Genomic DNA, 20,007 nt, shown 5'->3' with positions numbered 1-20,007 from the left:
GTAACTACGGTGTGCTCAGCCCTTGGTGGCACCGGCGGCGATGCCGGTGACCAGCGAGCGCTGGAGGAGCAGATAGACGATCAGGCTGGGGATGAGGGCGATGACCGCACCGGCGAGCACCACTCCGGAGCCGACCTCGGGGTCGGTGCGCAGGACGGACAGGGCGACGGTGACCGTGTAGTCGGTGGGGTCCTTGGCGGCGATCAGGGGCAGCAGGTACTGGTCCCAGATCATGATGAAGCCGAGGACACCGGCCACGCCGAGCGCGGGCTTGCACAGCGGCAGGACGACCTGCCACAGCATCCGCAGCTCGCCGACCCCGTCGAGGCGGGCCGCCTCCTCGATCTCGGTGGGGATGTCCTTCATGAACTCGGTCAGCATCATCACCGAGAAGCCCCAGGCGCCCAGCGGCAGGATGACGCCCCACACCGTGCCCTTGAGGTCCAGGTGGATGACGGGCACGTCACCGAGGACCAGCGACAGCGGGATCGCGATGACCTCCTCGGGGAGCATCAGCGTCATCATGAACAGCATCATGATCAGCGCCTGACCGCGGAACCGGTGCCGGGCCAGTGCGTACGCGGCGAGCGTGCACACCACGAGCTGGAGCAGCAGTCCGCCGCCCGCGATGACGAGGGAGTTGCCGAGGTAGTCCCAGATGCCGCGCTCGCCGGCCACCTTGAAGTTGAGCAGGGTGCTGTCGTGCGGCAGGAAGGAGAGCGAGGAGCCGCTGGGGTTGGTGGTGAAGGCACCCGAGAAGATGGTCAGGAAGGGCGCCGCGAACACGCCCAGCGCTATCGCGCAGAGCAGGATCCGCAGGGCCCAGGACAGGCCCGGCTTGTCGCTCCAGCCGAGGGCGGTGTCGAAGCGCGCGGGGGTGGTGCGCTGGGGCCTGGCGGCTCTGCGGGTCGGTGACTTGGCGGTCGTCGGACGGACGGGGTCGATGACGGGGGCGCTCATCGCACGTCTCCCCTCTTGCGGAAGTGGTTGACCGTGACGGTGAGCAGCAGCGTCACGCAGAGCAGCACGACCGAGGCCGCGGAGGCGCCGCCGATGTCGTTGCGGGTGAAGCCGAGGGTGTAGGCGCGGGTCATCCACACCTCGGTCGATCCGGCGGGGCCGCCACCGGTGAGGACGTAGACCTCGGTGAACACGCGCAGTCCGCGGATCGCGGCGAGGGTGAGGACGATGCTCAGCGCGGGACGGATCGCGGGCAGGGTGACGTACCGCAGGCGCTGCCACAACGAGACGCCGTCCATCGCCGCGGCCTCGTACAGCGAACGGTCCACGCCGGCGAGACCGGCCAGGATGATCACCATGTTGTACGGGGCCCAGATCCAGATGCCCATGACCATCGTCGAGTACAGCGCGATGTCCGGGTTGTCGAGGAACTGGACGGTCCCGAGCCCGAAGAAGTGCAGGCCGCTGTTGATGAGGCCGTCGGAGGTCGGGTAGTACATCAGCCGCCACAGCTCACCGACGACCGCGGTCGCGGTGACGGCGGGCAGGAAGACGGCGGTGCGGAGGAACTTCAGCGAGCGGGCCTGGCCCTCCAGGAGCAGTGCGAGGACGAAGCCGAGCAGGATCGCGCCGAGGGACTGGCCGATGCCCAGGATCAGGGTGTGCCCGATGGCGTCCTGGAAGCGGTGGTCGCTCAGGACCCGGGTGTAGTTGTCCAGGCCGATCCACTGGTCGCCGAGGAAGGGCCGTACGTCGTGGAAGCTGAGCCAGACGCCCTTGGCCATCGGCCAGAACTTGAAGACCAGGGCGAGGAGGAGAGCCGGGGCCAGGAACAGCCACGGGACGACCGCCTTCTTGCTGACGACGCCGAGGACTCTGGGCGCCGCGGGGGTGGTCACGGTTGCGGTCATTTCAACAGGTCCTGGTCCTTGAGGTCGCCGGCGAGGGTCTCGTTGAGCTCCTTGAGCTGGGAGCGCACATCACCGCCGCAGTAGGTGAAGATCGCGTTGAGGCTGTCGGCGGTGTCCTGCTTGATCGGGGCGAAGTCGGGCGCGTTGGGGAACTGCTGGGAGGCGTCCTCGTAGGCCTTCTGCACGACGCTCCAGCGGGGGTCGTTACGCACCTTCGCCGCGTCCAGCGTGGAGTTCACCGGGATGCGGACCACGGGCTGGTGGCCGTCGACGCTGGTCATGGCGATCTTCTGGCCCTCGGGGGAGACCAGGAACGCGGCCAGGGCCTGCTCCTGCTTCGCCTTGCCGGTCTTGGCGCCGAAGTAGACGTTCTCGCCGTCGGCCAGGACGTCGCCGCTCGCCGGTCCGGCCGGGGCGGGGACGACCTCGTACTTGTCCTTGCCGACCGTGCCGTCGAAGGTGGTGATGTTGTACGGGCCGGTCATGTACATCCCGGCGTTGCCGTCCTGGAAGTTGGTCGCCGTCCCCGTCACCGCGGTCACCGCGCCGGGCTGGATGACAGCGTTGTCACCGCAGAAGAGGTTGTCCTTCATCCAGGTGACGGTGTTCACCGCGGCCGTCGAGTCCATGGTGGGCGTGTACGTGCCCTTGCCGTCCGGTTCGATGATCCGGGCGCCGCCCTGCCAGAGGAAGCTCGCGCCCCACCAGGCCGCGTACCCGTTCTGGGCGCTGCCGGGGACGACCATGCCATAGGTGTCTGCCTTGCCGTCGCCGTCCGGGTCACGGGTGGCGAACGCCTGGGCGACGCTCAGCATCTCCTGCCAGGTGGTGGGTGCCTTCAGGCCCAGCTTCCTGAGCCAGTCGGTGCGGATCATCAGGGTCTGGGCCTGGCGCGAGTACGGGATGCCGTAGTGCTTGCCGTCGATGCCGACGGTGGAGGCCCAGGACTTGTCGGTGATCTGGTCGTGGCCCGCGATCGAGGTGGGGTCGATGGGCTTGAGCAGGCCCTGACTCTGGTAACTGCCCATCAGGGCCGTGTCGTTGATCATGACGTCCGGCAGGTCCTTGGTGGACGCCCGGCTCTGCAACTGCTGGTCGAAGTTGACGACCGGCTGGTAGTCGATCTTGATGCCGGTCTTCTTGGTGAAGGCGGCGAAGACCCGGTCGTACGTGGCGGCGGAGTCCGGATTGCTGCGGGTCCACACCTCGAGTGTGTTCGGGTCGCCGCTGCCGGCACTGTCGGAACCTCCGCCGCAGGCTGCCGTTCCGAACGCCAGCGCCGAGACGGCGAGCACGGCGGCCAGGCGGCGACTTCGTCGGCGATCGCCCATGAACTGTCTCCGTTCATATCCGTGAACTCACTTCACGAATCTAAATGATCGCCCAAGCTAAGAATCGTTACCTCCGTATGTCAAGACATGGATCGGAGATTTCACGGAGGTCACAACTTCCCCGCCGAGCCCCGTTACGGGCTACCGTTTCGGCACCTCCTCCCACCCGGCAGTACGGACGGTTCGGCAGTGCAAGCAGCTCTCTCCCCGGTCATCGCGGCCACCGCCCAGTGGCTGACCTGCGCCTATCCCGCGTCCGGCGGCGCCCTCGCCGCGGCCCTGTGCGAGGTGCAGGCCCGGCAGGCCGTCACGGTCGCGGCATGGCTGCGCTACCCGACGCCGATGGATGCCGGGCTGGTCGGGATGGCCGGCCCGGGCGGCTCGGCGCGGCTCGACTGGATCACCGGCGCGGACGGGCACCAGGACATGGACGACCACATGGACGACCACGCCTGGCGCACGTGGGTGGACGAGGTCGTCGCGAGCTGGGCCGTCTGTCTGCTCACCGACCCGGACCTGGCCCGGCTCGCCGTCGCCGCCGTGGTGGCGGGCGCCCACACGGCCGGGGCGCCGGTCGAGTTCCGGCGCCTGCTCGCGCCCGACGAGCACGACCGGCGGGCGGCGGCCCTGCTCCGCCATCCCGACCTGGTCGCACCCGTGGCCGCGCTGCACCACGCCCCACTGCTGGAGTACCTGAGGCCGCCGGACCAGGCGCTCATCGCCTGAGAAGAGACCGGGGTCTACCGTCCGGTGCTCAGGAGCCCGACGACCAGGTCGCGCGGCAGGCCGTGGGTGTCGTGGAGGTAGTCGTAGTCCCGCTCGCTCAACTGCCCTCGGAAGCGCGGGCGGGAGAGGACACGGCGACCCCGGTCGAGGAGCTCGGTGAAGCGCCGCTCCTCGTCCCGCAGCACCTCGCGGACCGGGTCCGTGCCACCGGACAGGCCGAAGTGGTCCAGGGTGTGCTCGACGAGCTCCGAGGGCAGGTCGGACAGCGTGCGGGTGGGGTCGTACTGCCGCAGGGTGGTCAGGACACGGCGGATCAGACGGCGCAGGACATAACCACGGCCGGTGTTGGACGGACGTACGCAATCGCCGATGACGACGATGCCGGAGCGCAGGTGGTCGCGGACCAGACGGAGCGACGGTTCGTCGAGGTCCCACAGGGGCGGGAGCAGGCGGGTCCAGGGCTCGAACAGGTCGGTGTCGTAGACCGAGCGGCGACCTTGCAGGAAGGTCACGAGGCGTTCCAGTCCCATGCCCGTGTCGATGGAAAGCTGTGACAGCGGGGAGAGGGTGCCGTCCTCGTGGCGGCGGTAGCGCATGCTGACGTGGTTCCAGACCTCGACCCAGCGGGGGTCGGTGGTGGGGGTGCCCTCCGGTGGGGTGTCGCCGGTCCACAGGAAGATCTCCGAGTCCCGGCCGCACGGACCGACAGGTCCGTTGGACCACCAGTTGTCCTCCCGGGTCTCCTCCACCGGCACTCCCAACTCCCCCCAGGTGTGCAGGGATTCGGAGTCGGGGCCGACCTGCTCGTCCCCGCCGAAGACCGTCACGTACAGCTGCTCGTGCGGGATGCCGAAGCCGTCGCGCAGCAGCTCGTACCCCCAACGCAGGCTCTGGGAGTGGCCGTAGTCGCCCAGTGACCACGAGCCGAGCATCTCGAAGACCGTCAGATGGGTGGAGTCCCCGATCTCGTCGAGGTCGGTGGTGCGCAGACAGCGCTGGACGTTGACCAGCCGCCTGCCGTGAGGGTGCGGACGGCCTTCCAGGTACGGGGTGAGGGGGTGCATGCCGGACGTGGTGAACAGCACCGGGTCGGAGGGCGGCGGCAGCAGGGTGCCGCCGGTGAGGAGGTGGTGTCCGCGCTCGACGTAGAAGTCCGTGAAGGTGCGCAGGATCAGGTCCGTGTTCATGGCGGTGTTCCTTCGGGTCGTGGGACCGGAAAGAACCGCGGGGACAGCGGAGAGAAGGGCGCACTGCACCGGCGGTCCGTTTCCGGCCGCCGGGGGAGGGGTGAGGTCAGGCGTCGGCAGCCGGGGAGCTGGTCGCTCGCGCGGCTGCGGTGTGGGTGTGCTCGATGACCTCCATGGATCAACGGTAACGGGCGGGGTCGGGGACGTCCTGCGGTTTTCGGTCCGCCGGTTCTCAGTCCGCTCCGCCGGGGGTGATCAGCCCGGTCTCGTAGGCGAGGACGACCGCCTGGACACGGTCGCGCAGGTCCAGCTTCGACAGGATGCGGCCGATGTGGGTCTTGACCGTGGTCGGGCTGAGGAACAGCCGGTCGGCGAGCTCGGCGTTGCTCAGGCCGGTCGCCAGCAGGCGCAGCACCTCCAGCTCGCGCGGGGTGAGTTCGGACAGGTCGCGCTGGAGACCGGCCGCCGGGCGGGCCTCCTCGCGGTGGGCGAAGCGCTCGATCAGCCGGCGGGTGATCGCCGGCGCGAGCAGGGCGTCCCCGGACTGCACCAGGCGTACGGCGGCCACCAGATGCTCCGGGGTGACGTCCTTGAGCAGGAAGCCGCTGGCGCCGGCGGTGAGCGCGGCGTACACGTAGTGGTCGAGGTCGTAGGTGGTGAGGATGATGACCCGGGTGCCCGCGTCGCCGTCGTCGGCGAGGATGCGGCGGGTGGCCTCGATGCCGTCCATGTTCGGCATCCGGATGTCCATCAGCACCACGTCGGGCCGGGTGTCCCGGACCGCTGCGACCGCCTCGGCCCCGTCGGCCGCCTCGGCCGTCACCTCGATGCCGTCCGCGGCGAGGATCATCCCGAAGCCGGTCCGTACGAGGGCCTGGTCGTCGGCGATGACGGCGCGCAGCGCCGGCCCGTTCATGCTGCCCGCCAAGGGACGTCGGCCTTGACGCGGTAGCCGCCGGCGAGGGTCGGACCGGCCGTCAACTCGCCGCCGTAGACCGCGAGTCGCTCCCGCAGGCCGATCAGCCCACGGCCGTTCCCGTCCGCCCGCGTGGCGTCGCGGACGGCGCCGGTGTCGACGACCTCGATCTGGAGGACCTCGTCGGCGTAGCCGATCACGACCGAGGCCTCGGCGCCGGGCGCGTGCTTGATCGTGTTGGTCAGCGCCTCCTGCACCACGCGGTACGCCGTCAGGTCGATGCCGGGCGGCAACGGGTCCGGCGGCAGCGACACCGCGATGCCGACCGGGGTACCGGCGGCGCGGACCCGTTCGATCAGCGCGTCCAGTTGCCCGAGGCCGGGCTGGGGCTCCAGGGCGTCGGGCTGCTCGGCGTCCGGGGCGGCCAACAGGCCCATCACATGGCGTAGTTCGGCCATCGCGGCCCGTCCTCCCGCCTCCACCGCCAGCAGTGCCTGTTTCGAGCGCTCCGGCGCCACGTCCATCACCTTGCGCGCCGCCCCCGCCTGGATGACCATCACGCTCACATTGTGGGTCACGACATCGTGCAACTCGGCGGCGATACGGGCCCGTTCCTCCTCCACGGCCCGGCGCGTCGACTCCTCCTGGTCCCGCTGGAGCTGTGCGAGCCGCTCGCCGTCGGCCGTCAGACGCCGCCGCCAGTAGCGGACCAGACCGGCCAGCACTCCGGCGATCAGCAGGACCACCGCGGGGCTCGACCATCCCGGCAGGATGGGCTCCGTGTCCCGGAACGTGACGCCGGCCAGCACCGCGGCCAGGACCATCGCGGCCATCGCCACCGTCCGGTGCCGACTGTGCGTGACCGCGCTGTAGGCGGCGATCACACAGGTCAGCACATTGATCCAGGACGCGGCGTCCCCGATGCCCAGCACCGCGAACATCAGCACCGCGAACGCGGCGAGCGGGTACCGGCGCCGGGCGGCCAGGGGCAGCGCCGACAGTACGACCAGTGGCCAGGAGGGGGACGTCGGCTCGTCCATCACGAACCGTGGCCCCGGCGGCACGGGCGGACTCGGCGGCTCCGGCACGCTGTACCTGACCTCGCCGAGGCTCGCCGGGCCGTCGCCGGGATAGCGCGCCGCCACGATCAGCGCCACCACGGTCAGCACGACCGCGAGGGCGATGTCGGTCCAGACCGCTCGCCGCGACAACGCGGCACGCCTGGGCTCGGGCCGCAGAGCACCGCGCACCCTTCGCAGCCAACGGTTCACCGTCTCCATCGGCACATTGTGCGACTCCCCTCGCCGAACCCGCGTCCGTCTGCGCGGTCGACGCCCGGTCCTCCAGGCGTACTTCGCAGGGATGACCCCGCGATCGGATCCTCCGCGGGAAGGGCCGTATGTCGGTGCCCCGGGCGACGCGGCCGACGCGTCCCCGCCCCTACCTTCGCTGGGCCTGAGCCCCTTCGACCGCGAGGACCGACTCCATGACTGATGTGATCGAACTGACGGGTGTGGCCAAGCGCTACGACAACGCCGGCGCCCCCGCGCTCGGACCGATCGACCTCGGTGTCGCCCAGGGCGAGGCCCTCGCCGTCACCGGCCCCTCCGGCAGCGGCAAGTCCACCCTGCTCAACCTCGTCGCGGGCCTCGACAAGCCCACCACGGGCACCGTCACCGTCGCCGGGCAGCGCGTCGACCAGCTGAGCGAGCACGCGCTGGCCCGCTTCCGCCGGGAGCGGATCGGCATGGTCTTCCAGTTCTTCAACCTGCTCGACGACCTCACCGTCGCCGACAACATCCAGCTCCCCGCCCAACTCACCGGCACCGCCCGGCGCAAGACCGCCGCCCGCGCCGAGGAGCTCATGGAGGTGCTCGGTATTCAGAAACACGCCCGCGCCTACCCCGGCCGGCTCTCCGGCGGTGAACGCCAACGGGTCGCGGTGGCAAGGGCGTTGGTGAACCGGCCCGCCCTGCTGCTCGCCGACGAGCCGACCGGCGCCCTCGACAGCGCCTCCGGCCAGGACGTCCGGGACCTCCTCGTCGACCTGCACCGCGGCGGGCAGACTATCGTGCTGGTCACCCACGACCCGGCCCTCGCCGAGGCCTGCGCGAGCCGCACGATCCACCTGGTCGACGGCCACCTCGCCCTCGACACCCGGGCGGAGGCCGTCCGATGAGCGCCCTCTCCCAGGTCGTACGGTCCGGGGTGGGCAGGCGGCGGGTGCAGACCATCGTGATCGCCCTGGCCACGATGATGGCCGTGGCGTCGGCCGTGGTCGCCGGATCCCTCATGGTCGCCTCCAACGCCCCCTTCGACCACGCCTTCGCCCGGCAGAACGGCGCGCACCTCACCACGGAGTTCGACCCGGCGAAGGTGAGCACGGCGCAACTGAGGGCCACCGGACGGCTGGACGACGTCACCGCCACCGCGGGACCGTACCCGGCGACGACGATCCGGCCGGTCGACGACGAGGGCCGGCAGATGCCGACGATGACACTGGTCGGCCGGTCCGATCCGGACACCGACGTGGACCGACTGGAGTTGCAGTCCGGGCGCTGGGCGACGAAGCCGGGCGAGATCGTCCTCTCGGCGGGGTTCGAGGGCCCGGCCCTCGCCCTCGGGTCCCGGTTGAAGACCTCGGACACCACGGGCAGCCCGACCCTGACCGTCGTCGGCTTCGCCCTGTCCGTAGGCAAGACCGCCGCCGCCTGGTCGACGCCCGCCCAGGTCACGGCACTCGACTCCAAGGACACACCGGTCACCAGCCAGATGCTGTACCGCTTCGAGAACGCCGACACCAAGGGCGACATCGCCGCCGCCCGCAAGAAGCTCACCGCCGCCGTACCCTCCGGCGGACTCCTCGGCACCCAGTCCTACCTCGACACCAAGCGCGCCGCCGACCAGAACGCGGCCCCGACCATCCCCTTCCTCATCGCGTTCGGGGTGCTCGGCATCGTCATGTCGGTGATCATCGTGGGCAGCGTCATCAGCGGCGCGGTCGGCACCAGCCTGCGCCGGATCGGCATCCTGAAAGCCATCGGCTTCACCCCGCGCGAGGTCGTGCGCGCCTACGTCGCCCAGGCGCTCGTCCCGGCCGCCGTCGGCATCGCCCTGGGCGTCGTCCTGGGCAACCTCATGGCGCTGCCGCTCCTGGAGGACACCGAGACGATCTACGGCAGTGCCTCGCTGTCGGTCGCCTGGTGGGTGGACGTCCTGGTGGTGGGGGCCACGCTGTTCGTCGTCGGGGTCGCGGCGCTGGTGCCCGCGCTGCGGGCCGGCCGGCTGCGCACCGTCGAGGCCATCGCCGTCGGCCGGGCGCCCCGCACCGGACGCGGTCAGTGGGCCCACCGGGCCGCGGGGCGGCTGCCGCTGCCGCGCGCGGTGACCTACGGCCTCGCCAGTCCCTTCGCCCACCCGGTACGCACCCTGGCGATGGTCCTCGCGGTGTCCTTCGGCACGGTCGCGGCGACCTTCGCCCTCGGACTGGTCTCCTCCCTGAACGAGGTGAGCGCGGCGCTCGACCCCGAGAGCCGCACCGACGTCAGCGTGTTCGGCGGCGGTCCCACCATCGCGAAGGGCGAGCACGTCCCCGCGGAGAACACCCCGCGACCGGCGCCGGCCGACCCCGCCAAGCTGAAGGCCGCCATCGAGGCGCAGCAGGGCACCGCCTCGTACTACGGCATGACCCAGGAGGAGGGCACCGTGGCCGGCGTCTCCGGCACCGTCCACGCCAACCTCTACGAGGGCGACTCGAGCCCCGGCGCCTACGAGATGATCTCGGGCCACTGGATCGACGGCCCGGGCCAGATCGTCGTGCCCTCCCGTTTCCTCGACGTCACCGGCACCGAGATCGGGGACACCGTGCGCGTGACCACGGGCGCGGACACCGCCGCCCTGCGGATCGTCGGCGAGGCATTCGAGACCTCCGACGACAACCTGGAGGTCTACGCGGACCTGGCCGACTTCCCGCACGCCGAGGCCAGGATGTTCAACGTCGAGGTGAAGGACGGCGTCTCCGCGAGCGAGTACGCCGAGACGCTCGCCGCGGCCGTCCGCCCCCTCGGCGGCGAAGCCTTCGCCAACTCGCCCTCCGAGCAGGACAACCTCCTCATCCTCCTCAACACCATGGCGGCGCTGCTCAGCCTGATGCTCGTCTCCGTGGCAGGCCTCGGAGTGCTCAACTCCGTCGTCCTGGACACCCGGGAACGCGTCCACGACCTGGGCGTGTGCAAGGCGCTCGGGATGTCGCCGCGGCAGACCGTGAGCATGGTGCTCGCCTCCGTGGCCGGGATCGGTCTGCTCGGCGGCCTCGTCGGCGTACCGTCCGGATTCGCGCTGCACGGCCTGGTGCTGCCGAAGATGGGGGAGGCCGCGGGGACGGGGCTGCCGGCGTCCGTCCTCGACGTCTACAACGCCCCCGAGCTGGCCCTGCTCGGGCTGGCCGGGGTGGTCATCGCACTTCTGGGGGCCCTGCTCCCGGCCGGCTGGGCGGCCAGGGCCCGTACGGCGACGGCGCTGCGGACGGAGTAACGGCGACGCGCTGCGGACGGAGCAGGGGATAGCGCCATCAGCACAGTTTCATTACGACAACTCCACATAAGGCGCCTCCCGGGTGATCATTGATCACTCAACTGCACCATCCCTGGGGGGACCCATGAGCCACGACAGCACGCCACCGCCCATGCCGGGCTACACCCCGCCGCCCGCGCCCGGTTATCTGCCGCCGCCGCAGCCGCCCAGGAAGACCAACACGGTCCTCATAGCCGCCGCTGCCGCCGTGGTGGCCGCGGTCCTCGCCGCCGCCGTCACCGTGGCCGTCACCGGCGACGATGACGGCGACGGCAAGGCGGAGGCCGCGCCGACCGTCACCGTCACCGAGACGGTGCCGGCCGACTCCGAGGAGCCGGTGGCGGACACCGGGTCCGACGAGGCCACCGAGGAGGCGGGCGACGACTCCTACGCGTTCGACGACACGATCGTCTACGACAACGACGTCGAGGTCAGCCTCTCGAAGTTCTCCCGCGCGGTCTCCAGCGACTACGCCTCGCCCGAGAACACCTCGTACGCCAAGTTCACCATCAAGATCGTCAACCGGTCCGACAAGAAGGTCGACGCCAGCATGATGACGGTCAACTGCGCCTACGGCGACGAAGGAAAGGAAGGCGAGTCCATCTACGACGACGGGCTCGACGGTCTGCCCGACACCAGCATCCTCGCCGGCCGGTCCCTGTCCGTGCCCTGGGGCTGCGAACTGCCCAAGGGCGAGACCTTCCTCCAGATCGAGGTGGCGCCCGACTACGAGTCGGAGACCTCCATCTTCACGGGCGAGGTCAAGAAGTAGCCGAAACGGCCGCAGCGTTTGCGCGGGACGCGGGACCGGCGGCAGGGTTCGGGGTGTGGCTACCTTGCTGATCGTGCATCACACCCCCTCGCCCAACTGCCAGGCGATGCTGGAAGCCGTCGTCTCCGGTGCCACGGCGCCGGAGATCGAGAACGTCCAGGTCGTCCGGCGGGCCGCCCTGTCGGCCACCGCGTCCGACGTACTGGCCGCCGACGGCTACCTGCTGGGCACCCCGGCGAACCTCGGCTACATGTCGGGGGCCCTGAAGCACTTCTTCGACCAGGTCTACTACCCGTGCCTGGACGAGACACGAGGCCGGCCGTTCGGCTACTACGTGCACGGCGGCAACGACGTCACCGGCGCGGTACGCGGCATCGAGTCGATCACCACGGGCCTCGGCTGGAGCCCCGCGGCGAACCCCGTGACGGTGACCGGAGAACCCGACAAGGCCGCCACCGAGGCCTGCTGGGAACTGGGAGCGACCCTCGCCGCCGGGCTCATGTCCTGACCGGGGCCACACCTGCGTGCCGGATCCGGCGACGATTCATGTGCCGTCGTGGAGCTGAAGGCCCAATGCGTCGGCGAAGGCGGAGAACGCGGGCGCCACGACCCGCCAGGAGCACTGCCGGGGATTCGTCCAGAAGTCGCTGCCGAGGACTCGCGGATCGGCGGGATCGGTGCGGTAGTCGAGAGCCAGCGCCACGTCGTCGCCGGGCCGGCGGTTGACCGCGATCAGGACCGCCTGTTCGACGTCCAGCCACGGCAGCTCCACCGGCTCGGATCGGCCGCCGCCGCGCGTCTCGCGGAACAGCTCGCTGGAGCGCGGATCGTCGGCGAACAGGTCCATCGACCGGGCCTCGCTCTCCATCTCCGGCACGCTCTTCAGGAAGTCGAGCGGGTCCTCGAACCACGGGATGAGCCGCGTCAACTCCGCGTCACCGGGGTGCTGCCACCGGCCCTCACGCATCAGGACTGCCAGCCTCGCCGGCAGAGTGTGTCCACGGACCTTCGGGTGTTCCATGGCGGAGAGCCTCGCACGGCCATGGGGCGCGTTGTGCCTCCGCTCCTGGAGGGTTCGAACACCCATGGCATGCTGACCCCATGGGTGATCACGCGCAGCACGACTCCGTCCGTCGCAGCTACGACACCGTGGCCGAGGAGTACGCGACCCGTCTGCACGCCGAACTCGACGACAAGCCGCTCGACAAGGCGTTGCTCGCGGCTCTGCTGGAACAGACGGAACCGGGCACGACGATCGGCGACCTGGGGTGTGGGCCGGGGCATGTGGCGGCCCGGCTCGCCGAGGCGGGTGCGCGTACGGTCGGGATCGATCTGTCGCCGGGCATGGTCGCGGCGGGCCGGCGGCGGTTCCCGCAGGTGGAGTTCCGGGAGGGCGATCTGCTGGAACTGCCCGCCGAGGACGGCGAGTTCGGTGCGGTGACCGCCCTCTACACGATCATCCACCTCGACCCCGGCGAACTGCACCGCGCCTTCAAGGAGATGGAACGCGTCCTGCGCCCCTCGGGCCTGGCGCTGCTCTCCTTCCACATCGGCGAGGAGATCCGGCACGTCGACGAGTGGTGGGGACACAAGGTGGACGTCGACTTCCGTTTCCTCGACCCCGCCCGTATCGCCGAGTCGCTGGAGGCGGCCGGGTTCACCGTGGAGATGAACCTGGAACGCACCCACTACGCCCACGAGGTGGAGACCCGCCGCGCCTACCTGCTGGCCCGCCGTGCGGTGAGCACCGGCTGATAGAACCCCGTCGCGTCGGGCGTGTGCCAGTCGACGTCGGTGAAGCCGGCCTCGGTCACGAAGCGCGTGAGCCGGTCGCGGGTCAGCGCCCAGTAGGTGGTCCGGCGGGTGCGGACCGTCCAGGTGTCGCCCGCGGGCATCAGCTGTAGGTGCTCCAGGTCGTAGCGTTCGCCGTCCTCGTGCCAGTGCCACAGCTGGAGGGTGATGACCCGGCCCTCGGGGGTCTCCGCGATCTGGGGCGGCGGCGCCGGTGGCATGGCGGCGAGGATCTCGTCGTAGTCCCGGACGGTCAGTACCAGCAGTCCGCCGTCGCGCAGGACCCGTCGCATGGCGCGCAGTGCGGCCGTGACGTCCCGCGCGGACAGCAGGTGCGGGAGCGAGTTGTCGGCGCAGACGGCGACATCGAACGCCCCGGTGGCGAACGGCAGTCGGCGCATGTCCGCGGCGGCCACCGCGAGCTCGACGCCCCTCGCGGCGGCCTCGGCCGAGGCGCGGGCGGCGGCCACCGGGCTCAGATCGCTGCCGACGACCCGGTGCCCGGCCCGGGCCAGCCCGATCACCTGGGTGCCGATCCCGCACGAGCAGTCCAGCACGCGATGCGGTCCGGCGCCCAACTGCCGGCGCAGAAGCGGGTCCAGCGCCGCCGCCTGGCGGGCCATGCTCGCGTCCCAGTCGGCGAAGATCAGGTGGTAGTCGGCTGCCAGATCGTCGTAGAAGTGCCTCGCCGAGGAGGCCGGATCCGACCGGCCCTCAGTCAAGAACCACTTCCCAGGTGTCGACGGCGTAGTGCAGCGTCATGCCGTTACGCCCGTACAGCTCCGGCGCGCCGGTGGCGTTGGCGGTGTCCACGCCGAGCCCCACCGTGTCCCGCCCCCGCCCGGCGAACGCGGCGAAGGCGTGCCGCAGCAGCAGCCCGCCCAGACCGCGCCCACGGGCCTCGCGGAGCACACCGATGCTGCGGATCCACCCCATGGCCTCGCGGTCGTCCCGGGAGATCAGGAACCCGGCGTCCCCCGTCTCCTCGGTGCCGGCGATCCACACCAGGGACCAGTCGAGGGCCTCGGCGTCGATGTCGTGCAGCCACTGGTCGTAGGTACGCGGCTGGAAGTCGAAGTGCTCGGCGAAGCTCGCCTGGTAGAGCCGGTGGACGCTCTCCCGGTCGGCGTCCGTCGTACAGGGACGTATCCGCACCCCGGCGGGCGGCTCGGGGGCGAGGTCCTGTGCCGGGTCCAGAGGCCGCTGGAGCACGTGGTAGCGGCGTACGACCTGCCAGCCCCGCGTCTCGAGCAGCGAAGTGTCCAGGGTGGGCCGCGTGTTGAGGTGCAGATGCAGCACGGCCCGGGCCGCGCCGTTCTCCCGGGCCTTGTCCAGGGCCCTGGCCTGCATGGCGTCGAGGAGCCGCGCGCCGACCTCCTGGTGGTCGGGAAGGACGTAGTGGTCGATGTCGATGCGCTCGCCAGCCGAGTCGTCCCACAGCAGCCCGTAGACCACCAGCCGGTCCCCGTCGAAGGCCAGCCAGGAGTCGCGCTCGAGATCGATGTCGGGGCGCTTGAGATCGGCCTCGACGGTGGGCAGGTCGGTTTCGCGGCGGCCGATCTCGATCTCGTCGACGGTGTTGAGGAGTTCGGTGATGGCGGGCCCGTCGGCGAACAGGGCAGGTCGCAGGAGGTACGGCATGAGGGCCAGCCTCCAGCGGGAGCGAGGGGGGCCGCAACGGGTTTTCGGTGGCCCGACGCCGTACACCCCGGTCACCAGCCGGTGTTCAGCAGATGGTTCAGCAGCAGGGCGAGCACCGCCTGGGCGGCCAGCCAGACGCGGGGGCGGGTGAGGAAGGCGCAGGCCGGGAGGAGCCACAGGGCGAAGGGGAGCCAGATGCGTTCCGTCTCGGCCTTGCTCATGCCGGACAGGTCGGCCGCCAGCAGGGCGAGCAGCGCGGCGGCCACGAGGAGGGCGAGGCGGGTGCCGCCCCGCCGCCGGATCAGCACGGCGCCGGTCCGCCGCAGCCCCGCCGCCGTCGCCAGGCCCGTGATCAGCACCGTGCACGCCAGGTTGGCCCAGACCCAGTAGCCGTACGGGCGGATGCCGCCGGCGCCCTGGTGGTAGCGCGTGACCAGCAGCCGGTACCCCTCCCACCAGTCGAACCCGGCGAGCGTGAAGACCGTCGGCACCACGGCCAGTCCGACGAGCAACGGCAGGAGCAGCACCGGCCGCTCCCGCACGCGCCGCCGCCCGAGCAGCAGGACCGTCGCACCGAGGAGAGCGAAGAGCGTCAGGCCGTACGACAGATAGCAGGCGAGCCCGAACAGGAGGCCCGAGCCGGCCGCCCACCCGACGGACCGCCCGATCGACGGGCCCGTGACCGCGAGCGCCAGCAGCGCCACCGCCCACGCGGCGACCGCCGCGAAGTACGCGTCGGCCGACGTACCCATCCACACCGCGGCCGGCGCCAGCACCAGGAAGGGCGCCGCCCGCCGCGCGAGCCGCTCCCCGGCCAGCGCGCGTGCGGCGACCAGCACGGCCACGCACGCCGTGGCCCCGACGAGGACGCACCACATGCCCGCCCAGCCGCCGCCCCGCAGACCGACCCGGTCGAGCAGGACGAAGGTGAGGGTGGCCGCCGGGGGATGCCCGGCGACATGGGCGGGCCAGTTGTCGGGGGAGTCGATCAGGATGTGGCCGGTGAAGCCGTTCAGCGCGGCCGGGATGTCGGCGAAGCGGTCGACGACCCGGAGGTACTCCTGACGAGTGGTGAGCTGCTCGGCGATGCCCCGGTGCCAGCCGTCGACGAGGGCGAGCGAGAGGATCCAGGCCGTGGCCGTCCCCCAGGCCGCCGCGAGCAACGCCCGCCAGCGCAGACGGGCGGCCAGCGCGGGCCCGTACGCCACGCCGGCGGCCGCCAGGAGGACGGCCGCCGGCGTGCCGGGGCCCAGGTGGGGGTCCCAGTTCGCGAGCAGCGGGGGCCAGTCGACGAACAGCGTGTGGTGGGCGTGCTGGATGTGGTGGCCGACCAGGACGGCCGCGGTGACGAGCAGGGCGGCGGCCAGGGCGGCGTACAGATCGCGGAGCAGGGCGCGGTTCACACCGGAACGCTAGGCCGGGGGACGGGGAAGATACCGCCGTCCGGGCCGGACGTCAGCGTTTCGTCATGGGTCGTGGCCCCTTTCCCGGGGCGGTACGGACCTACGGTCGAGCCATGACATGGTCTCCTTCCTCGCCGGGTTTCTGGCGCAGCCCCGTGCGCGGCCCCTGGTTCACCTCGGTGCTCGGCGTGGTGCTGCTCGGCGGGATCACGGTGCTGTTCGTGACGGGCCTGGTCTCGTACGCCGCCTACAACCCGAACCTGTCGCCGGTGAACGACAAGACCCCCGACAAGGGGCTCCTCGGCTTCTACCTCTTCTCCTGGCCGACCGACCCGCACTGGCTGTACCGCCTCAACCAGGGTGTCCACGTCACCCTCGGCGTCACCCTGATCCCCGTCCTGCTGGCCAAGCTGTGGTCGGTGGTGCCCAAGCTGTTCACGCTGCCGCCCGCCCGCTCGCTCACCCACGCGCTGGAACGGCTCTCCCTGCTGTTGCTGGTCGGCGGCGGGCTGTTCGAGTTCGTGACCGGCGTCCTCAACGTCCAGCTGGACTACGTCTTCCCGGGCTCCTTCTACCCGCTGCACTTCTACGGCGCCTGGGTGTTCTTCGCGGCGTTCGTCGCCCACGCCGTACTGAAGACCCCGGCGGCCCTGCGCAACCTGCGCCGACTGCGGGAGGAGCAGGGCGAGTTGGTCTCGCCGCGCCCCGCCGCGCCGACCGTCTCCCGCCGTGGCGCGCTGTGGCTGGTCGGCGGCGGCTCGCTGCTGCTGTTCGCGACCACCGCAGGGCAATCCTTCGACGGACCCCTCAGGCGCACCGCCCTGCTCGCACCGCACGGCGGACCCGACCCCGCCGACGGCCCCAACGGCTTCCAGATCAACAAGACGGCCGCCTACGCCGGGATCGCCGCGGCGGAGACCTCCGAGGACGCCTGGCGTCTCACCGTGACGGGACGCACCGGAACCGTCCGCCTCAGCCGTGGCGACCTCGCCCGACTCCCCTTGCACAGCTCGTCGTTGCCGATCGCCTGTGTCGAGGGCTGGTCGACGTCCGACCAGTGGTGGCGCGGAGTGCGGCTGCGCGACCTCGCCGCGCTCGTCGGCCACGACGGGGATCCGCCGGACGTCTTCGTCGAGTCCCTCCAGCGGCACGGCTCCTTCCGCCGCGCGGCACTGCGCGCCAACCAGGTCGCCGACCCGCGCTCCCTGCTCGCCCTGTACGTCAACGGCGAGGATCTGTCCCCCGACCACGGCTACCCGGCGCGGATCATCGTGCCCGCCGCGCCCGGTGTGCTGAACACCAAGTGGGTGGCCCGGCTGACCTTCGGAGACCTGTGATGCGACCCCGGATCCCGCTCGGCAGTCCCTTCCAACTCCTGGTGCTGGCCGCCTCGTTCGCCCTGGCCGGCTACGCGGGGGTACGTCTGCTCGCCGACGACTGGTTCGGTGTGGCGCTGTGGTTGGTGGGCTCGGCGCTGCTGCACGACCTCGTCCTGCTGCCCCTGTACGCGGTGGCGGACCGGGCGGTGGCCCGAGGGCTGGACGCGGCCGGCCATCGCACCTGGGCGATGTACGTCCGCGTCCCGGCCGCCCTGTCGGGGCTGCTGCTCCTCGTGTGGTTCCCGCTGATCAGCGGGATGACGGCCCGGCGTTACCGGTCGGCGACCGGACTCTCGCCGGACGGCTTCGCGGCCCGCTGGCTGCTGATCACCGCCCTGCTGTTCGGAGCCTCGGCCCTGCTGCTGGCGCTGCGGCTGCGCAGGGAGACGAAGCGGCGGGCACCGGCCGCCCACTGATCGACGGCTCGCCATCCCGCCCCGTCCGCGTACCGGAGCAGGGCCGGGGTGCCGAGCCGTGCCCAGGGGAAGGCGGCGCCGGACCTCCCGGTGTCGGCGACGTCGACGACCTGCACCTCGGCCCGCTCGTCGATGTCCAGCGGAGCCGTCTCGGCGATCAACAGGCCCTCGGGCGCGAGCAGTTGGGACATGCGGTGCAGCAGCCCGCCCGGGTCGCCGCCGATGCCGACGTTGCCGTCCATGAGCAGCACGGTGCCCCAGCGGCCCTCGCCGGGCAGCGGCTCGAAGACCGAGCGCCGCAGCGCCGGGCCGCCCAGGCGCACGGTGTGGTCGACGGCCGTTCCGCTGACGTCGATGCCGAGGGCGGTCCGTCCCCGCCCGGCGAGTTCCGCGACCAGCCGCCCGGGGCCGCACCCGACGTCCAGGACGGTGCCCTCGCACCGGTCCAGCACGTCCAGGTCGACCGGGTCGGCCCGGGCGCACCAGCGTTCCACGTCCAGGGGCAGCAGCCAGCCGTCGGCGCGGCGCAGGAACAGCGGGCCACGGCCGGTGCGCAGGGCGGTGGCGTACGGGTCGGCGGTGGCCCAGGCCGTCGTGCTCATCGGTGTGCCGCCGTCGCGTATCGGGCCAGCCGCGCGGCGAACCGGCCGTGCGGGGCCAGCGCCGCGACGGCATGGGCGTCCGGCGCGGTGTCCACGTCCCGCAGCCGGGGCAGGTCCCGCACCCGCAGCCCCGCGCCGACCAGCCGCTGCCGCTGTACGGCACCGGTGGCCGGCGTCGACATGGGTACTCCGAGCAGCAGACCGGGATCGGGCTCGGCCAGCCCGAGGGCCCAGAAACCGCCGTCCTCGGCCGGCCCGAAGTACGCGTCGCAGTCGGCGAAGTCGACCGTGAGCAGCTCAGGCGTCACTTGCGGGGTGTCCATGCCGATCAGCAGGGCGGGCCCGGAACAGTGCGCGAAGGCGGCCGCGAGCCGCTCGTCGAGACCACCCGGACACTGTCGTACGACTTCGAAGCCGGGGGGTAGCCACGGTCCGGGAGCCCCGTCCAGGACGAGCACCCGCCGGGCGGCGGGGGTGGCCGCCACGACCCGCAGGGTGTCGGACAGCGAGGCCTCCGCCAGTGCCGCCGCCTGACGTGGCGTGAACGGCGGGGTGAGCCGGGTCTTCACTCGGCCGGGCAGGGGCTCCTTGGTGATGACGAGGAGAGTGGTCACCGGGCCGTCCCCTCGCCCAGGACGCGACTCATGTCCCGTACCGCCTGCCAGGTGCCGCGCCAGGTGCCCGTCACCTTCGAGGCGCCGGTGCGGGGCAGATAGGGCACGTCGTGCTCGGTGACCCGCCAGCCCGCGTCGGCGGCGCGCACCACCATCTGGAGCGGATAGCCGCTGCGCCGGTCGGTGAGGTCCAGGTCCAGCAGCGGCTTGCGGCGGGCGGCCCGCAGCGGACCCAGGTCGTGCAGGCGCAGGCCGGTGCGGCGGCGCAGCAGCCGGGCGACGGCGAGGTTCCCGGCCCGGGCATGGGCGGGCCACGCGCCCCGGCCGAGCGGGCGCCTGCGGCCGAGGACGAGGTCGGCGCCGCCGTCGCGGACCTCGGCCACGAAAGGCACCAGCAGGGACGGGTCGAGGGAGGCGTCGCAGTCGCAGAAGCAGACGACGTCCGCGGTGGCCGCGGTCAGCCCGGCGTGGCAGGCGGCGCCGAAGCCCCGGCGCGGTTCGTGCACCACGGTCGCGCCGAGCGCGCGGGCGATGTCCGCCGAACCGTCGGTGGAACCGTTGTCCACGACCAGGGCCCGCCAGCCGGACGGGATACGGGCCAGCACCCAGGGCAGGGCCTCGGCCTCGTTGAGACAGGGAAGGACGACATCAACGTCCGCGTCGGTGGTCACGGCTTTCACCCTACGAACGCGAATCGGGCATACCGGGCCGCGGCTCCTTACGAAACGCGGACGTCCGGCCGCCCGGAGCCCTCAGGGCCCGCAGGGACACGGGCCCGGTGCGAGG

Annotated in this window: 20 protein-coding genes; 7 read left to right on the top strand and 13 right to left on the bottom strand. The window is 71.6% G+C overall.

What is annotated here, in order from left to right; all coding sequences use genetic code 11:
• Positions 1–15: 15 nt before the first annotated feature.
• Genes ABKA17_RS18765 through ABKA17_RS18755 form a run of 3 tightly spaced genes read right to left on the bottom strand, consistent with a single transcriptional unit; the run spans position 16 to position 3,202 of the window.
• A complete protein-coding gene (locus tag ABKA17_RS18765) occupies positions 16–960 on the bottom strand; it encodes a carbohydrate ABC transporter permease (protein ID WP_353693229.1) in 945 nt (314 codons plus the stop codon).
• Positions 957–1,871 (bottom strand): carbohydrate ABC transporter permease, encoded by a 915-nt coding sequence (locus ABKA17_RS18760; RefSeq protein ID WP_353693228.1) that lies wholly within the window; start codon positions 1,869–1,871, stop codon positions 957–959. The genes ABKA17_RS18765 and ABKA17_RS18760 overlap by 4 nt, the downstream gene beginning before the upstream one ends.
• Positions 1,868–3,202 carry an ABC transporter substrate-binding protein gene (locus ABKA17_RS18755; RefSeq protein WP_353693227.1) on the bottom strand — a complete coding sequence of 445 codons (1,335 nt, stop codon included), beginning with the start codon at positions 3,200–3,202 and terminating at the stop codon, positions 1,868–1,870. Before ABKA17_RS18755 ends, ABKA17_RS18760 begins: the two co-directional genes overlap by 4 nt.
• A gap of 189 nt (positions 3,203–3,391) precedes the next feature.
• Between ABKA17_RS18755 and ABKA17_RS18750 the strand changes: the two genes are divergently transcribed.
• A complete protein-coding gene (locus ABKA17_RS18750) occupies positions 3,392–3,928 on the top strand; it encodes a hypothetical protein (protein ID WP_353693226.1) in 537 nt (178 codons plus the stop codon).
• Positions 3,929–3,942: 14 nt separating this feature from the next.
• Here ABKA17_RS18750 and ABKA17_RS18745 read toward each other — a convergent pair whose 3' ends face one another.
• From ABKA17_RS18745 to ABKA17_RS18735, 3 genes are all read right to left on the bottom strand, one after another.
• Positions 3,943–5,115 (bottom strand): alanine--tRNA ligase-related protein, encoded by a 1,173-nt coding sequence (locus tag ABKA17_RS18745; RefSeq protein ID WP_353693225.1) that lies wholly within the window; start codon positions 5,113–5,115, stop codon positions 3,943–3,945.
• A gap of 232 nt (positions 5,116–5,347) precedes the next feature.
• On the bottom strand, positions 5,348–6,031 hold the full coding sequence (locus ABKA17_RS18740; protein WP_353693224.1) for a response regulator: 684 nt from the start codon (positions 6,029–6,031) through the stop codon (positions 5,348–5,350).
• On the bottom strand, positions 6,028–7,311 hold the full coding sequence (locus tag ABKA17_RS18735) for a sensor histidine kinase (RefSeq protein WP_353693223.1): 1,284 nt from the start codon (positions 7,309–7,311) through the stop codon (positions 6,028–6,030). Before ABKA17_RS18735 ends, ABKA17_RS18740 begins: the two co-directional genes overlap by 4 nt.
• Positions 7,312–7,517: 206 nt before the next feature.
• Here ABKA17_RS18735 and ABKA17_RS18730 point away from each other — a divergent pair, with 206 nt between their 5' ends.
• The 4 genes from ABKA17_RS18730 (at position 7,518) to ABKA17_RS18715 (ending at position 11,883) form a co-directional block, all read left to right on the top strand.
• Positions 7,518–8,210, top strand: coding sequence for an ABC transporter ATP-binding protein (locus ABKA17_RS18730; RefSeq protein WP_353693222.1), 693 nt, complete (start codon positions 7,518–7,520; stop codon positions 8,208–8,210).
• On the top strand, positions 8,207–10,564 hold the full coding sequence (locus ABKA17_RS18725; RefSeq protein WP_353693221.1) for an ABC transporter permease: 2,358 nt from the start codon (positions 8,207–8,209) through the stop codon (positions 10,562–10,564). The genes ABKA17_RS18730 and ABKA17_RS18725 overlap by 4 nt, the downstream gene beginning before the upstream one ends.
• A gap of 124 nt (positions 10,565–10,688) precedes the next feature.
• Positions 10,689–11,375: a hypothetical protein gene (locus tag ABKA17_RS18720; protein ID WP_353693220.1), complete on the top strand. Its 687-nt coding sequence runs from the start codon at positions 10,689–10,691 to the stop codon at positions 11,373–11,375.
• Between the two features lie 55 nt (positions 11,376–11,430).
• Entirely contained in the window at positions 11,431–11,883 is a 453-nt protein-coding gene (locus tag ABKA17_RS18715) for a flavodoxin family protein (RefSeq protein ID WP_353693219.1), read from the top strand.
• Positions 11,884–11,919: 36 nt separating this feature from the next.
• Here ABKA17_RS18715 and ABKA17_RS18710 read toward each other — a convergent pair whose 3' ends face one another.
• Positions 11,920–12,396, bottom strand: a complete 477-nt coding sequence (locus tag ABKA17_RS18710; RefSeq protein WP_353693218.1) for a hypothetical protein — start codon at positions 12,394–12,396, stop codon at positions 11,920–11,922.
• A gap of 80 nt (positions 12,397–12,476) precedes the next feature.
• On the opposite strand from ABKA17_RS18710, the gene ABKA17_RS18705 reads away from it, so the two are divergent.
• Entirely contained in the window at positions 12,477–13,130 is a 654-nt protein-coding gene (locus ABKA17_RS18705; RefSeq protein WP_353693217.1) for a class I SAM-dependent methyltransferase, read from the top strand.
• On the opposite strand, the gene ABKA17_RS18700 is transcribed toward ABKA17_RS18705, so the two are convergent.
• The 3 genes from ABKA17_RS18700 to ABKA17_RS18690 form a co-directional block, all read right to left on the bottom strand.
• Complete coding sequence (locus tag ABKA17_RS18700; RefSeq protein WP_353693216.1) at positions 13,094–13,888, bottom strand: class I SAM-dependent methyltransferase; 795 nt, start codon at positions 13,886–13,888, stop codon at positions 13,094–13,096. The genes ABKA17_RS18705 and ABKA17_RS18700 overlap by 37 nt on opposite strands.
• Positions 13,881–14,807: a GNAT family N-acetyltransferase gene (locus ABKA17_RS18695; protein ID WP_353693215.1), complete on the bottom strand. Its 927-nt coding sequence runs from the start codon at positions 14,805–14,807 to the stop codon at positions 13,881–13,883. Before ABKA17_RS18695 ends, ABKA17_RS18700 begins: the two co-directional genes overlap by 8 nt.
• A gap of 71 nt (positions 14,808–14,878) precedes the next feature.
• The gene (locus tag ABKA17_RS18690; protein WP_353693214.1) at positions 14,879–16,210 is read right to left on the bottom strand and encodes a hypothetical protein; all 1,332 of its coding nucleotides are present in this window, start codon (positions 16,208–16,210) and stop codon (positions 14,879–14,881) included.
• A gap of 65 nt (positions 16,211–16,275) precedes the next feature.
• Here ABKA17_RS18690 and ABKA17_RS18685 point away from each other — a divergent pair, with 65 nt between their 5' ends.
• A complete protein-coding gene (locus ABKA17_RS18685) occupies positions 16,276–17,547 on the top strand; it encodes a molybdopterin-dependent oxidoreductase (RefSeq protein WP_502994279.1) in 1,272 nt (423 codons plus the stop codon).
• A gap of 313 nt (positions 17,548–17,860) precedes the next feature.
• Here ABKA17_RS18685 and ABKA17_RS18680 read toward each other — a convergent pair whose 3' ends face one another.
• The 3 genes from ABKA17_RS18680 to ABKA17_RS18670 are packed head-to-tail and all read right to left on the bottom strand — an operon-like array spanning position 17,861 to position 19,901.
• Positions 17,861–18,607 carry a class I SAM-dependent methyltransferase gene (locus ABKA17_RS18680; protein WP_353693212.1) on the bottom strand — a complete coding sequence of 249 codons (747 nt, stop codon included), beginning with the start codon at positions 18,605–18,607 and terminating at the stop codon, positions 17,861–17,863.
• Positions 18,604–19,221, bottom strand: a complete 618-nt coding sequence (locus tag ABKA17_RS18675) for a TIGR04282 family arsenosugar biosynthesis glycosyltransferase (protein ID WP_353693211.1) — start codon at positions 19,219–19,221, stop codon at positions 18,604–18,606. The genes ABKA17_RS18680 and ABKA17_RS18675 overlap by 4 nt, the downstream gene beginning before the upstream one ends.
• Complete coding sequence (locus ABKA17_RS18670) at positions 19,218–19,901, bottom strand: glycosyltransferase family 2 protein (RefSeq protein ID WP_353693210.1); 684 nt, start codon at positions 19,899–19,901, stop codon at positions 19,218–19,220. Before ABKA17_RS18670 ends, ABKA17_RS18675 begins: the two co-directional genes overlap by 4 nt.
• Between the last annotated feature and the right edge of the window lie 106 nt (positions 19,902–20,007).

This window comes from Streptomyces sp. RG80, assembly GCF_040446465.1.
In the GTDB taxonomy this organism is placed as follows: Bacteria; Actinomycetota; Actinomycetes; order Streptomycetales; family Streptomycetaceae; genus Streptomyces.
The sequence above is the reverse complement of the archived record's forward strand: the minus strand, read 5'-3'. Positions and strand labels throughout refer to the sequence as shown.

Excerpts from the sequence above, each read along its gene's own strand:
- ABKA17_RS18765 (WP_353693229.1), bottom strand. The coding sequence starts at position 960 with ATGAGCGCCCCCGTCATCGACCCCGTCCGTCCGACGACCGCCAAGTCA.
- ABKA17_RS18760 (WP_353693228.1), bottom strand. The coding sequence starts at position 1,871 with ATGACCGCAACCGTGACCACCCCCGCGGCGCCCAGAGTCCTCGGCGTC.
- ABKA17_RS18755 (WP_353693227.1), bottom strand. The coding sequence starts at position 3,202 with ATGGGCGATCGCCGACGAAGTCGCCGCCTGGCCGCCGTGCTCGCCGTC.
- ABKA17_RS18745 (WP_353693225.1), bottom strand. The coding sequence starts at position 5,115 with ATGAACACGGACCTGATCCTGCGCACCTTCACGGACTTCTACGTCGAG.
- ABKA17_RS18740 (WP_353693224.1), bottom strand. The coding sequence starts at position 6,031 with ATGAACGGGCCGGCGCTGCGCGCCGTCATCGCCGACGACCAGGCCCTC.
- ABKA17_RS18735 (WP_353693223.1), bottom strand. The coding sequence starts at position 7,311 with ATGGAGACGGTGAACCGTTGGCTGCGAAGGGTGCGCGGTGCTCTGCGG.
- ABKA17_RS18730 (WP_353693222.1), top strand. The coding sequence starts at position 7,518 with ATGACTGATGTGATCGAACTGACGGGTGTGGCCAAGCGCTACGACAAC.
- ABKA17_RS18725 (WP_353693221.1), top strand. The coding sequence starts at position 8,207 with ATGAGCGCCCTCTCCCAGGTCGTACGGTCCGGGGTGGGCAGGCGGCGG.
- ABKA17_RS18720 (WP_353693220.1), top strand. The coding sequence starts at position 10,689 with ATGAGCCACGACAGCACGCCACCGCCCATGCCGGGCTACACCCCGCCG.
- ABKA17_RS18710 (WP_353693218.1), bottom strand. The coding sequence starts at position 12,396 with ATGGAACACCCGAAGGTCCGTGGACACACTCTGCCGGCGAGGCTGGCA.
- ABKA17_RS18705 (WP_353693217.1), top strand. The coding sequence starts at position 12,477 with ATGGGTGATCACGCGCAGCACGACTCCGTCCGTCGCAGCTACGACACC.
- ABKA17_RS18695 (WP_353693215.1), bottom strand. The coding sequence starts at position 14,807 with ATGCCGTACCTCCTGCGACCTGCCCTGTTCGCCGACGGGCCCGCCATC.
- ABKA17_RS18685 (WP_502994279.1), top strand. The coding sequence starts at position 16,276 with ATGGGTCGTGGCCCCTTTCCCGGGGCGGTACGGACCTACGGTCGAGCC.
- ABKA17_RS18680 (WP_353693212.1), bottom strand. The coding sequence starts at position 18,607 with ATGAGCACGACGGCCTGGGCCACCGCCGACCCGTACGCCACCGCCCTG.